Below are 13650 nucleotides of genomic sequence, written 5' to 3'. Positions count from 1 at the left end.
ATTGGGAGGGAGATATAGATGGGAATCAGCGAGAATTACGGAAAGTTGTATTTTGGAGAGCTCCTCTGCGGAGAACAGAATTCCATCTGCGATGTGCCGGGAGTATTGGTCGGACATAAAACCTTGGCGCATGAGGAGATTCAAACTGGGGTCACGGCAGTCCTTCCACACGGCGGAAATCTTTTCCGTGATAAGGTCCCCGCGGCGGTCCATGTCATCAATGGATTTGGAAAAACTGCCGGCAGCATTCAGATATCTGAACTGGGAACCCTGGAAACGCCGATTTTGCTCACCAATACTCTGAGTGTGGGAACTGTGTCCGATGCATTGGTACGATATATGCTGCGGCAAAATCCTGAAATCGGTGTGGATACCGGCACTGTGAACCCGGTTGTACTGGAATGCAACGATGGTTATCTGAATGATATCCGCAGCCTGTCCGTCACCGTCAGAGACGTGGAAGAGGCTCTGAACAGCGCTTCTGTACATTGTGAGGAGGGCGCTGTAGGAGCGGGACGCGGAATGTCGTGCTTCGGGCTCAAGGGTGGAATTGGCACGGCTTCCCGCGTATTGGAATTTGACGGAGTTCCCTACACAATGGGGGTGTTGGTGTTGACCAATTTCGGATCGTTGGAGGATTTTACAATTTGCGGGAATCGTGTGGGCGAACAAATTTCTCTGGATCTGGCCTCTGAAGAGGATAAGGGTTCTATTATTGTGCTGTTGGGGACGGATCTGCCCTTGAGTGCACGGCAGCTCTCCCGAGTTGCCCGGCGCGCTGCAGTGGGCATCAGCCGTACAGGCGGTCTGTGCGGAAACGGCAGCGGCGAAATCGCGCTGGCCTTCTCTACGGCGCAATATATTCCCCATGAAAGTGAAGCTGCCGTCCTACAGCTTTCGGTTCTCAGCGAAGCCTGTATGAATCAGGTTTTCCGGGCTGCGGCGTTTGCAACAGAGGAGGCGATTATCAGTTCCATGCTGCATGCTGAGACGGTCGAGGGAAGGGCCGGCAACACACGCAGAAGTCTTTTGGGGTTTTGGCCCTAATCCAATAAAAAGACGGCATAACACGCGATCCGCCTCTGCCGCGCCTATACTGGGAACTCCCAATATACGCTGCTGCAGCTGCAAGCCGGTGCTGTGCCGTCTTTCAATTGCTTTGGCCTTACTGAATAGAACAATCAAGATAATGTTCCAGTTCCTCGTCGTCCTTCTTCTTATCGAGATAGAGGAGAACGGCGGACAAAGCCGCTACTACAGCCGCCACAGCGGCTACGATGCCGATAAATACAGCAAGTTTGCTACCTTTTTTCATACGGGCACCTCCGGAACTTTAGTATGTCTTGCTTATCTTTTATGATACCCAATCCGGCGGGAAAAGTCAACACAGAAAAGAAAGGCGCCTCTATCACTCTATAATCAATGAGAAAGTGGATGGTTTTTCCAAAGAAGCCAGGATAATGTTTTTACAGAATACTCCGTTTCTCACTTCTGGGACTGGCCGTTGCGATTCACGCTTTCCTCTGTCCTGCATAGGATGTAGGTAAACAAGAAAAAAGGATTGTGTGAAATGGACGAGTTGTTTTTCTATATTGGGTTAGCAGCTATCGCTGCGTTGGTTTTCATTTTATATCTCATCAAAGCAGAGCGTTACTGTGCAGGACTTCTGGCTCCGAAGTGGAGGAAAAGGAACGCTTTTCTGTTCAGCGTTACATTCAACACAGCGCTTGCCGCGGGTCTTCTCTATTTGAATTTTCCGGTAGTGCTTAAGCTGATATTGCTTTATGTAGCGCTCCTTTTTGAATTCCAACTGGTTTTTCAGGGAAAACCAGCTGAGATTCTATTTGTCAGCGGTGTATTCATGTTTCATATTATGAATATCAAACTCCTTCTATCCAGTCTATATATTATGGCGTTTGAAGTGAAGTCAGTGCAGGAGTTTGAAGATGACTTTCGGTATAACATCCTGTTGACCACCGTTTTGCTTTTACTGTTTCTCTTTTTGGAAGCATTTGAAAAATTTACGGATCAGCGGAGTATACAGCTGCTGCTGAAAAACAGAGGGCAGCTCCTGTTTGCCACAAGCTCCATGCAACTGATCAACCTTTATTTGCTGCTGCTCAGCATTTCTTATAACGGCCAAGCCTACACCTCTTTGACCGCCCTTTTCCTGTTTTGTACCTCTGTCCTGCTATTCGGCGCATTTTATACCTCGTTCCGTCATGCGGTCAAAATGAGTGTCATGATGGGGTATCAGGCAAAATCCCTTTCTCTGGAACACAAGCTGGAACAGAGCTATCAGAATATCAGAGAACTGCAGGATTCTGTGTTTATAGACGCATTGACCGGCGTGCATAACAGAAAATATGGGATGGAAAAGCTGGAAAGGCTTCTGGAGGAAGCTGCTCCGTTTACAGTATGTTTTCTGGACATTGACCATCTCAAACAGGTGAATGACAAATATGGGCATGGGGAGGGAGACCGGTATCTGGTGAGTGCGGCGGATATTCTTGAGGGAGTTTTCCGCGGCTTTCCAGTGTGCAGAATGGGTGGGGATGAGTTCCTGGTCTTACTGCCGGATACCACAGAGGAGCAAGCGGAGAAGCTTGCAAGAAATGCCTGCGAGAATATGAAAAGCTTACCGTTTTCCTACGCGCCGTCATTCAGCTATGGGATTGTTTCTCAGGGACAGGAGAGAGAAAAGGGTATGGCCGCAATACTGCAGGAGGCAGACCAGCGTATGTACGCCTATAAAAAAGCACAAAGCGGCTGAAAAAAGAAAAAGCAGGAAACACACAGTGTTCCCTGGCTTTGCTTTTCATATACGAAGCTTTCTGCTCTGCACTTTACGCGCTGGCATGAAGCTTCTTATCGAGGGCTGACTTCTTTCTGGCAGCAGTATTTTTATGAAGAATTCCCTTTGCAACAGCTTGGTCGATCTTCTTCACGGCAACACGCACTGCAACGGCCTTGTCAGCGGAGTTATTCTCCAGAGCGGCATTGGCTTTCTTGATCTCAGTTTTGAGCTGAGAATTGGCGGCCTTATTCTGCAGAGATTTTGCAGCGATCACTTTCACACGCTTCTTGGCCGATTTGATGTTTGGCATAGTCACACCTCCTTAATTTCCAACTAACGCAGAAATTATAATACCACGGAAATTTTCAAAATGCAAGTTGTTTTTTTATTTTCTGCTTTTCAAATTGACAAATCACTTCTCATGTTGTAAAATACAGAAGCAGTTAGTGCGAGGCTTTCCGATCAGTGGGAATCCGCTGATCGGAAGAGAGAAGAATATATCTTTTCGTTTTAACGCCTGATGTATAGGAATATGCCTTTATAGTGAAACAGGTGGAATCCTTCCTTTTAGGGCTGCGTTACAACAAATGCCTCGGCGCGCCTGGCAAATGGTCGCTGTGTTTTAAAAATTTGATGAATGCGCCTGTACTTCAGCAGGATAGAGGGTTGACTCCTGATAGTCGGATGGCCTTAATCATGTGAAGTGAGTTTGCTTTTTCTGTGAAAAATTGCATATGTCCTCGTAGCTCAGCTGGATAGAGCACACGCCTCCTAAGCGTGGGGCCGGAAGTTCAAATCTTCTCGGGGACGCCATGAATACCGTAACTGCAAGAGGTTGCGGTATTTTTTTGTCCCGTTTTCGCTGTAGGTCGGAATGTGTTCTGCCCGTGCGGCTGTTTTCCCTGCCGCAGCCTCCTGTGTTATGCTTTTCTTCCCATGTTGTTTTAGAATTTGGAATGAGACCTTACACCTGTTCCCAATTTTAAGGATGCGCTGCACAACAATATCCATAGTGGAACATGCAGGTTATCTATTGCCAGTATATGACAATGACTGCTCAATCCGAGGCAGGACAGAGATGACTGCAAATTACACTTTGAAAGAAGGTCATCTCATTCTTTGTAATCATCCGGATATAGAGATCGATTCTCTGCACCAGATGCAGGGCTTGCCCTTCACACGGATGTAATTTATATACTGCACAGAATATATTAGTTCTGTTTCATGGAGGATGGTTTCTATCTGACTAGCCATGTTTTCCGTCAAACTATTGATATTTGAGACGGGTTTTGTTATACTCTATATTATATATGCATGTGAACAATTATCAATCCGCTGAGAAGCCCGATCATGGACAGCAACAGGAGAAAAAGCTCGATTCTCGAAGATCAAATTTTAGAATGGACGGGTTGGATCATGAAATATGTGACGGAGCAAAGCAATAGTTTTACGGATAGAAAAATAAAGCTCGAATGCCCGACAGAACTGCTTATGCTGAAGACAGGTGTGTTCTGCTGCCTGTTGGATGATGTTCTTACCTTTTGCTGGGGAAACTCCAGCTTTTTTACCACTATTGGGCATTCTGAGGAAAGCTTTTGCAGCCGTTTTCATGATTTGCGGCAATATTATGCGAAGTTTCCTAATGAGTTTGCCGCTATCCGACAGGAATTGGAGCAGGCTCTGGAGGAGGGCTGCTCTGACTTCGAAATGACCATCCGCCTGCCCCTCCCAAATGGCGGTTTTTCTTGGGCACGCCTCTATGGGACCATCCGTAAAGATTCGGTAACGGACAGACTGATTCTTTGGGGAGAGTTGGCTGGGGTTGACGCACTGGTGGCTGAAAAGGAAGAACAGGAACGGCTCTACCGGCAGAAACTGGATTACTTTCACTTTATGTTGGATACTTACGAGGGTAATGTCTATGTCAGCGACATGGACACCTATGAGCTGCTGTATCTGAACCGGAATTCCTGTGATGTTCTGGGCGTACCGGCAGTGAAGGCGGTGGGACGAAAGTGTTATGAGGTCATCCAGGGAAGGACCTCTCCCTGCCCCTTCTGCACCAACGCGAAATTGACTCCAGACGAGTTCTATGAGTGGGAATTTGCAAACCCGGTATTGGAACGAACCTTTATGATTAAAAATCGGGTCATCAATTGGGAAGGACGCCGGGCGCGGCTGGAGCTGTCCCACGATATGTACAGCGAAGAATACAAGCTGGCGAAAAAGGATCAGGAGCGGGATGCGCTGATCCGCAGCGTGCCGGGCGGTTTGACGCGGGTGGACGGCCGGGATATGCGGACCGTCCTCTGGTACAGCGGCAGCTTTTTGAACCTGATCGGCTATACCAAAGAGCAGTTTGAGGGCGAATTGCACTCCCAATACGATTATGTGCATCCGGATGATATGGAGCATGTTACCGCTGTGATGCTGCAGGCCAGAGAGTCGGGAAAATCGACAGCGGTGGAGAGCCGCGTCGTCACCCGGGACGGAGCTGTTAGAATCCTGATGGTGACCTATAGCTATGTGAGCGGTGAGGACAGCTGGGACGGCATCCCCTCTTACTACAGCGTAGGGGTCGATGTGACGGCGGAGCGCACGGAGCAGGCCCGTCAGCGGCAGGCTTTGGAGGACGCTTTCAAGGCGGCCCAAATCGCGAGTGACGCCAAGACAAACTTTCTCTCCTCCATGTCCCACGATATCCGCACGCCGATGAATGCAATCATCGGAATGTCAGTCATCGCCCAGGCAAACCTGCAGTCCCCGGAAAAAATACAGGACTGCCTGAATAAGATCAATGTTTCCAGCCGGCATCTTTTAAGCCTCATCAACGAGGTTCTGGACATGTCCAAGATCGAAAGCGGGAAGATTGATCTTCTCGCCGAGCAAACTTCCCTGCCTGAGATGATCGAGGATGTGATGGATGTGTTCCGGCCATTGGCGGCGGAAAAGCGTCAGGAGCTGCAGGTCAATGCCGACCATGTCCGGCACGAAACTGTGGTGACGGATCAAAACCGCCTGCAGCAGGTTTTGGTAAACCTGCTTTCCAATGCGGTGAAATATACGCCGGAGGGCGGAACGGTAGGCCTTAGGGTCCGGGAGGTCCCCTCCTTTGCAAAAGACAAGGGGCAATATGAGTTCATCGTCACAGACAACGGGATCGGGATGTCTGAGGATTTCATCCCCCATATTTTTGAACCCTTTTCCCGAGCGGAGGAGTCCAGGACAAACCAGATACAAGGCACGGGCTTGGGTATGGCGATCACCCAGAATATTGTGCGCATGATGAACGGCACCATTGAAGTTAAGAGCGCTTTGGGAACGGGTAGCCAGTTTATCGTTGCTGTCCCCTTTGACTTGTGTTTAGAGGCAGAAGAGAACAACGAAGAATTGTCCGGCCTGCCGGTATTGGTGGTGGATGACGACCGGATCATCTGTGAGAGTGCTGCCGAGATTTTGGATGAATTGGGGATGCGGAGCAACTGGGTGCTGTCCGGCAAAGAGGCGGTTCGCTGCGTGGTAGACGCTCATGAGGCCAAAGACGATTATTTTTCTGTGATCCTGGACTGGAAGATGCCGGAAATGGACGGGCTGCAGACCCTCAAGGTAATCCGGAAAAAGCTGGGCATGGATGTCCCCATCATCATTATTTCAGCTTATGATTACTCCGACATTGAAGCTGAGTTCAAAAACGCAGGAGCAGATGCTTTTATCACAAAACCGCTGTTCAAATCAAAAATATCCCGAACCTTCCACCAGATCTGCCAGAGCGGGCGTTCCGATGCTACCGCGCTTCCCACCCGGGAACCCCATTCCAGCCTGGAAGGGAAACGGGTACTGTTGGTAGAAGACAATCAACTCAACCGTGAGATCGCAGCTGAGCTCCTGACCATGCATGGCTTTATCGTTGACACAGCGGAAAACGGCCGATTGGCGGTGGAAAAATTTAAGGTTTTGCCTTCCGGTACATACGATTGTATTTTAATGGACATTCAGATGCCGGTGATGGACGGCTATCAGGCGGCTGAGGCGCTCCGGGCACTGGACCATGAGGATGCTAAGACTGTCCCCATACTCGCGCTCACAGCCAACGCCTTTGCTTCGGATATTGGAAAGGCGCACAGCGCTGGCATGAACGACCATGTGGCAAAGCCCATCGAGGTCGATCAGCTGTTGGAAACTTTGCAAAAGTGGATCAGATAATCCCTTTATTGTAGATCAGGTCTGTACGCCGCTCTCAAATGGACGCCAGATTCTGGGATCGTGAGGAGAGAAAAATGGAAAGACTGCTGAAAGGGCTTAGCCCCGATGGGGAAGCCCTCCTAAATCTAATCCCCGGCGGGGTCATGCAATGCAGAAACGATGCGGGATACACTATTGTTGAGGTCAACGACGGTTTTTTTGATATGTTCGGCTTTACAAAAGAAGAACTGGCTGAACAGTTTCAAAACCGCTTTATTGAGATGATTCATCCGTCAGACCGGCAGATTTTTCTCATCGAAGTAGAACGCCAACTGAACAAGGGAGACCGGCTTTCCCTGAGTTACCGGGTGGTCTGCAAAGGCGGAAGGTATAAGTGGACCGCCAGCAGCGCCCAACTTTTTGGCGACGAGCGGGAGCAGCGGTTTTTCTGTATTTTTCTGGACCTCACAGAGGTGCGGGACACACAGGAAAAGCTGCGTTTGTCGCTGGAACACTTGGAGATTATCATGAACCAATCTTCGGATGTCATCTTTGAGTGGGATCTTGTGGCGGACGAGATCACCGTTTCTCCAAACTGGCTGGGAAAGTTCGGCTATGCGCCCCACTATGACGCCAGATTGAAAAAGGAAGAACTCCTGCGCCATTTCCATCCTGATGATATGGAACCCATGGCTGTGCTGATGGACGAAGTCAAAAAGGGCGCGCCGAATTCGGTCATCGATATCCGGATCAGCACCGCCAAAGAACAGTATATCTGGTGCCGGCTGCGTGCCACCACCCAGTATGACGCGGAGAACAAGCCGCTGCGTGCCGTAGGTACCATCTCAGATATCGATGAGGAAAAACGGACGATGGAAGACCTGCGCCGCCGTGCGGAACTGGACGCTCTCACCGGACTTTATAACCATGCTGAAATGGAACGCAGGGCCCAGCAGTACCTGCAAGGGAACCCGGAGACGATCTGCGCCATGTTCATCATCGATGTGGATAATTTCAAGCAGGTGAACGACAGACAGGGGCATCTGTTCGGGGATGCGGTGCTGGCGGAACTGGCGGCCGGAATGAAGAAACTGACAAGGAAGTCCGATGTGATCGGCAGGATCGGCGGGGATGAGTTTGCGATGTTTTTAAAGGATCTCCCATCCTCCCAGATTGCAGAGGAAAAAGCACGGAAGCTGCTGGATATGTTTGAAAAGCTGTTTCGTGGGGAGAAGTACTCCTTTGAGGTGACCTGCAGCGTCGGACTTGCCATCTATCCATGGGACGGAAACGACTATCAGACCCTATACCATTGTTCGGATCTGGCGCTTTACCAGGCCAAAAGCCAGGGGAAAAATCAATATGTCCGGTATGATCCCAGAAAGATGGCGGCGATGGAGCGGATTGGCTACTCCTCCCTCGGGGCTGCCATCGATTCCGATCAAACCGCAAGCGGCAAGTCCGGCGATTTGGTCAATTATGTGTTTCAGATCCTCTATGATACCAGTGATATAGATGCCGCCATCGATGCGATATTGGAGATTGTTGGCAGGCGATTCGATGTGAGCCGGGCCTATGTGTTTGAGGACAGCGTCGACGGAACCTATACGGTCAATACTTATGAATGGTGCAATGAAGGGATCACGCCGCAAAAGGAGCTTTTCCAGCATTATTCATGGGATAATGTAAAGGATTATCAGGAACTGTTCCGGGACAATGCTGTTTTTTACTGCCGGGATATCCACGCACTCGCTCCGGATCAGACTGCGCTTTTTGAGAGCCAGGGGATCTGTTCGACACTCCAGTGTGCGCTGTGTGACGGCCAAAAATTCCGGGGCTTTATTGGATTTGACGAATGCTCCGGCCTGCGTATGTGGAACAAAGAGGAAATTGGCATGCTTTCCCTCATTGCCCAGATGCTGACGACTTTTCTTCTCAAAAAGCGCGAAGCGGACCGAAACGAGCAGGTCATGGTGCAGCTCAATGCCATCTTGGATATGCAGGACTCTTATATTTACGCCATCCGGAAAGATACCTATGAACTGTTGTATCTGAATCATAAAACACTTCGGCTAGACCCATCTGCACAGGCGGGCATGACCTGCCATAAGGCGTTTTTTAAGCGAGACCTCCCCTGCGAGGATTGTCCGCTTACCGGAGCGACAGAGGTCTATAATCCACAGTACGATGTCTGGACCCGCGTGCATTATTCCACCATGAAATGGGGGGATAGCGATGCCTATCTCATTAACTGCGCCGATATCACGGAATACAAACGGCTGCTGTGTAAGGAGGGAAGTTCAAAATAAAGCGGATAAAGAGCTGTCACGATGCTTGACATCCTGTTGCTGGTGATTGCCGGTATTATTGCGGTGATCTTGAACTTTTTCTCTAATATGCAGAAGAAAATCAGACGGCGTTCCCTCCATTCCGCACAGTCGGTGAATCGCACCTCTCAGCTGTAATCATGCGTCCCGCCTCGGCGCTTTTCTGCTGGATGCTGGTTTCCGGCGCCTGTAGGAACTGTTTCATCAGATCCGGATCATGATAGGCGTACAAGCGGAACAAAGATACCAATCCTTTGCAGAGGGCTCGCGGTTCCTTGTATCAACTGAGATTGGCTGAGGCGGTTTTCAGATTAAATACAGAACAGCAAAAGCTGGGTGATGAAAAACATCTCCCAGCTTTTGAAGAATAATATCTTCTAACGGTCATCCTTTTTCAGCGCTTGATTCTTCAAAAGACTGACGAAACATTTCGGTAAATGGAAGACTGGCGGGCATTCTTTGTTCCAATAAGACGGAAATAAATCGGCCCGCTAAAACAAAATTGCCTTAACAATGAACCAAACGATAATAACCCAGAACAGAATAATAGGGACTGCATAAAACCATTTTTTAGGCTTACCGCCTTTCCATAAGTCAGCAGCAAGTGCAAGGTTCTTTTCCCAGATGGTTTTTGGGATAAAATGTATTGTTATAGCGGCAAAAACAGGCAGCAAAACAAGGTCATCCAAATATCCCAACAGAGGAATGAAATCAGGTATCAAGTCGATAGGCGAAAGTGCATAGACAACGGTTACCGCTGCAAAGAATTTTGCAATGAATGGGGTTTCATGGTCTTTCAGCGACAAAAAAATAGCCGGCAGGTCGGTCTTCACTTTTTGCGCCTTGCTTTTAAGATCCAAATTTCTGTACTCCTCTCAAAGTTGACATTTTTGAGTTTTCCTCAAGGCTATTACTGCTCGATCTATATTTCATCAGGAATCAGAATGCCTTCGGCTCCCGGGATTCCAAGTTGGAATAAAAGATCCAAATTACTGCATAATTCATAGCGCATAAGCTCTTCCAGCTTGGCAGAGAACCGGGGGAAGTCTGCTTTTTCCAAAGCATCGATCAGCGCGTCGAAATAAGGATCATAAACAGCGTTGATAGCCTCCTGACTTCCTTTCATACCACGGAGTGCATAGCCCCAAAAGTTCTGCCGCAGCAGTTCAGAGTACACGATCTGTATCGCCTGGTAGGGAGCGTGTTTTGCGATCAGATCCAGCACAAAATAAGATAGGTTCTCACCGCGCCGGAATTGTTTTTGCTTTTTGAGTTTTTCGCACAACTTATCGGCTAAGTCTGCGTCAAGGGAAGAAAACGTCAATAGGGATACCTCCCTGCAGGATAAGACGAATATCTGCAGCCCTTCCACCATGTCCAAAAGCCGGCGCTGGAGAACGGGCTTGGTAAAATCGCTGTTTTCGGTGGCTTTGTCAAACGGCAGAACCTGTGTGCCCACATACTGAGCGGACTTGATCGCCCCAACACTGCTGAGAAGCTCAAGCGCCCTGCGAACCGTGCTCAGGGAAACACCTTTCTGCTTTGCAAGTTCCTTTTGCGAGGGGAGCAGGCTTCCGACAGGGTAGACCCCCCGGCTGATGGCGATGAGCAGTTCCATTGCCAGGGAATAGCAAAGCTGCTGGCTCTTCTTATAGGAGCTCCAGGTAAAGGAAACTTCCTTTCCTAGTGAAGGTGTGGTGATCCTGGCTTCGTAAAACCGAGTAAGAGCCAGGGTCAGCCGCCCAAGGGAACGATCCATCACGGCGCGCAGCCTGGCCCAATCCCTATTTTGGCAAAGCGATAAGACCTCTGGCAGATAATCGGAAGCCCCATCGAAATACTGCAGGTTTTCCCCAACGCTGAAAAGAGGATCCTGTAAAAACATGAAGATCTGCCAGACAAGGCGCATGAGCAGAGTGTTTCCGAAGGAACTGTATTTTTGGTTGAGGTGTTCCAACATGGCGTAAGGAGCCGCCGATATGTTCTTTTCATGAAGGAGCTGTTCCATCGCCCGCATGGTCTGGGCAGAAGCGTGTTTCAGCCCGATCCACTGGGCATTGCCAAACAGAGGTGACAGGGCGTTTCCAAGGTCCAGCACTGCATGCTTGCGCGCAGCAAAAAAGGCCTGGATAAACTCTTCCGTTTCCAGAGCGCTGTATTCTACTTTTACTGTGGCGCCTACATTTTTAGACAGGGTGATATAACCCTTTTCTTTCAGTGCCAGATAAGCCGCACGAGCCGTATCGATTGACACATGAAACCGTTCACTGGTCTCCTCTATGTTGGGCAGCTTTTCCCCGTAACGATAGACGCCGAATTGTATTTGAGTCAGCAGGACGCTGTAGACGACCTGACGCAATTCCGTACTGTTTCCCAAATCGGTTCCTCCATTTAAAGGTGCAATACAACATATGATAAATTTAGTATATCATTTTTAAATCCTCGTTTCTACAATTTTTTCAACCGCCCGTCAAATGGTTGCTATTTTCGCCCTGGTTTGATATACTTGAATATATATGCATATGGACACTTAGCGCGCTTTCGACTTGCTTTTGGCCTTAGGACCGATAGATTCAAAAGCCGCCGAATGCGGAAGGCTTTCCAATCAGTCGGCCAGAACAAAGAGGTGGATGTCATGGCAGTGATGGCAAAAAGAAAAATCCTGGTGGTAGAAGACAATGATCTCAATCGCAGTCTTTTGTGTGAGATCCTGAAACCGGAGTACGACGTTGTGGAGGCGGAAAACGGCCGTGAAGCCTTGGAACGCCTGCGGCAGTATGCGGGAGATTTTTCCCTGATCCTGCTGGATATCGTTATGCCCGTAATGGATGGGTATGAATTTCTGGCGGCGATAAAGGAGGATCCAAAATTTGACTCCATTCCGGTCATTGTCACCACACAGAATGATGGAGAGTCAGAAGAGGTGGCAGCCTTGTCCTGTGGAGCCGCTGATTTTGTAGCCAAGCCATATAAGCCTCAGATCATCCTGCACCGGGTGGCGAGCATCATCCACCTGCGGGAAACTGCCGCTTTGGTCAATGAATTTCAATTTGATCGGTTGACTGGACTTTCTAGCAAAGGTTTTTTTTGCCGGCAGGTGGAAGAACAGCTGCGCCAGAATCCTGAGAAAGAATACGATATTATTTGCTCGGATATCGTCAATTTCAAATTGATAAATGATGTGTTTGGCATTCCCGCAGGTGACCGGGTCTTGAAGGCAATCGCGCAGTGCTATACCGAAAACACCCGCGGAAGAGGAATTTGCAGCCACTTTCATGCAGACCAGTTCGCCTGTATGATCGAGCACCGTTGGGAATATGAGGAAAGCATGTTTCAGAAAGCCGGCGCGTGGATCAACTCCATTTCCCAGACACAGAGTATTGTGATGAAATGGGGGATCTACCGGATAGAGGACCGGAATATTCCGGTAGAGCAGATGTGCGACCGCGCTCTGTTGGCTGCCCGCAATATCAAGGGACAGTACAATAAATATTTTGCCTATTATGATGAGGCGCTCCGGAGCAGGCTTTTACAGGAGCAAGAGATCGTCGACAGCATGGAACAGGCTTTACAGGGAGAACAGTTTGAAATCTACCTGCAGCCCAAATACAGGATCAAAGACAGCCAGATGGTCGGCGCTGAGGCATTGGTCCGCTGGAATCATCCGAAATGGGGCCGGCAATCCCCCGCGGTATTCATCCCGTTGTTTGAACAAAATGGATTCATCACCCGGCTGGATGAGTATGTTTGGGACAAAGCCTGCGCTGTACTGCGGGATTGGGAGGAACAGGGGCTGTGCCCTGTGCCCATTTCGGTGAATGTCTCCCGGGCAGACATCTATAATGTAGATCTGCCGGATATCTTGATGAAGCTGATTCACAAATATCATCTACCGCCTGCCTGCCTCCATCTGGAGATCACCGAGAGCGCCTATACAGAGAACCCGCGGCAAATCATCAATACGGTAAACCGGCTGCGGGAGTTGGGGTTCATGATAGAAATGGACGATTTTGGCAGTGGCTACTCCTCTTTACATATGCTCCATGAAATGCCGGTGGATATTTTGAAGCTGGATATGAGATTCGTCCAGAGCGAGCCGGTGACACAGGTCAATCAGGAGATTATGCGCTTCATTGTCAACCTCACGCACTTGATGAAACTGGGCGTGGTGGCGGAGGGCGTTGAAACGGCGGAGCAGTTGGAACGCCTGCAGGAGATCGGCTGCGAATGTGTGCAGGGGTACTATTTTGCCAAACCGATGCCGGTCAAAGAGTTTGAGCTTCATCTGAAAAAATCAGGTATGGGCGGGCGGTGACGGATTCCTATGGTATTGGGAAAGAGGGG

The 13650-nt window shown here is 49.2% G+C and carries 10 protein-coding genes and 1 tRNA gene; 7 read left to right on the top strand and 4 right to left on the bottom strand.

The genetic code is table 11. From position 1 onward, the window contains the following. Window positions 1-18 precede the first annotated feature (18 nt). Window positions 19-1047, top strand: coding sequence for a DmpA family aminopeptidase (locus BN3911_RS06010; protein WP_066862741.1), 1029 nt, complete (start codon window positions 19-21; stop codon window positions 1045-1047). Between the two features lie 118 nt (window positions 1048-1165). On the opposite strand, the gene BN3911_RS17365 is transcribed toward BN3911_RS06010, so the two are convergent. Further along, entirely contained in the window at window positions 1166-1315 is a 150-nt protein-coding gene (locus BN3911_RS17365; RefSeq protein WP_187127692.1) for a hypothetical protein, read from the bottom strand. Between the two features lie 255 nt (window positions 1316-1570). Between BN3911_RS17365 and BN3911_RS06005 the strand changes: the two genes are divergently transcribed. Beyond that, window positions 1571-2773: a GGDEF domain-containing protein gene (locus tag BN3911_RS06005; protein WP_066862739.1), complete on the top strand. Its 1203-nt coding sequence runs from the start codon at window positions 1571-1573 to the stop codon at window positions 2771-2773. 73 nt (window positions 2774-2846) lie between these two features. On the opposite strand, the gene rpsT is transcribed toward BN3911_RS06005, so the two are convergent. Continuing rightward, window positions 2847-3107 (bottom strand): 30S ribosomal protein S20, encoded by a 261-nt coding sequence (rpsT, locus tag BN3911_RS06000; RefSeq protein WP_066862736.1) that lies wholly within the window; start codon window positions 3105-3107, stop codon window positions 2847-2849. Between the two features lie 426 nt (window positions 3108-3533). Between rpsT and BN3911_RS05995 the strand changes: the two genes are divergently transcribed. From BN3911_RS05995 to BN3911_RS17680, 4 genes are all read left to right on the top strand, one after another. After that, window positions 3534-3610: transfer RNA gene (locus BN3911_RS05995), tRNA-Arg, on the top strand. 603 nt (window positions 3611-4213) lie between these two features. After that, window positions 4214-7000, top strand: a complete 2787-nt coding sequence (locus BN3911_RS05990; RefSeq protein ID WP_066864222.1) for a response regulator — start codon at window positions 4214-4216, stop codon at window positions 6998-7000. A 74-nt stretch (window positions 7001-7074) separates the two neighbouring features. After that, window positions 7075-9288 (top strand): sensor domain-containing diguanylate cyclase, encoded by a 2214-nt coding sequence (locus tag BN3911_RS05985; protein ID WP_066862733.1) that lies wholly within the window; start codon window positions 7075-7077, stop codon window positions 9286-9288. 21 nt (window positions 9289-9309) lie between these two features. Further along, entirely contained in the window at window positions 9310-9444 is a 135-nt protein-coding gene (locus BN3911_RS17680) for a hypothetical protein (protein ID WP_256191750.1), read from the top strand. 353 nt (window positions 9445-9797) lie between these two features. Here the strand turns inward: BN3911_RS17680 and BN3911_RS05980 are convergent, their stop codons facing one another. Further along, complete coding sequence (locus BN3911_RS05980; protein WP_066862730.1) at window positions 9798-10166, bottom strand: YkvA family protein; 369 nt, start codon at window positions 10164-10166, stop codon at window positions 9798-9800. 62 nt (window positions 10167-10228) lie between these two features. After that, on the bottom strand, window positions 10229-11683 hold the full coding sequence (locus BN3911_RS05975; RefSeq protein WP_066862727.1) for a GntR family transcriptional regulator: 1455 nt from the start codon (window positions 11681-11683) through the stop codon (window positions 10229-10231). A gap of 258 nt (window positions 11684-11941) precedes the next feature. Here BN3911_RS05975 and BN3911_RS05970 point away from each other — a divergent pair, with 258 nt between their 5' ends. Continuing rightward, window positions 11942-13621, top strand: a complete 1680-nt coding sequence (locus BN3911_RS05970) for a two-component system response regulator (protein WP_338086348.1) — start codon at window positions 11942-11944, stop codon at window positions 13619-13621. Window positions 13622-13650: the final 29 nt, after the last annotated feature.

The organism is Neglectibacter timonensis (assembly GCF_900048895.1).
Lineage (GTDB): Bacteria > Bacillota > Clostridia > Oscillospirales > Acutalibacteraceae > Acutalibacter > Acutalibacter timonensis.
The sequence above is the reverse complement of the archived record's forward strand: the minus strand, read 5'-3'. Positions and strand labels throughout refer to the sequence as shown.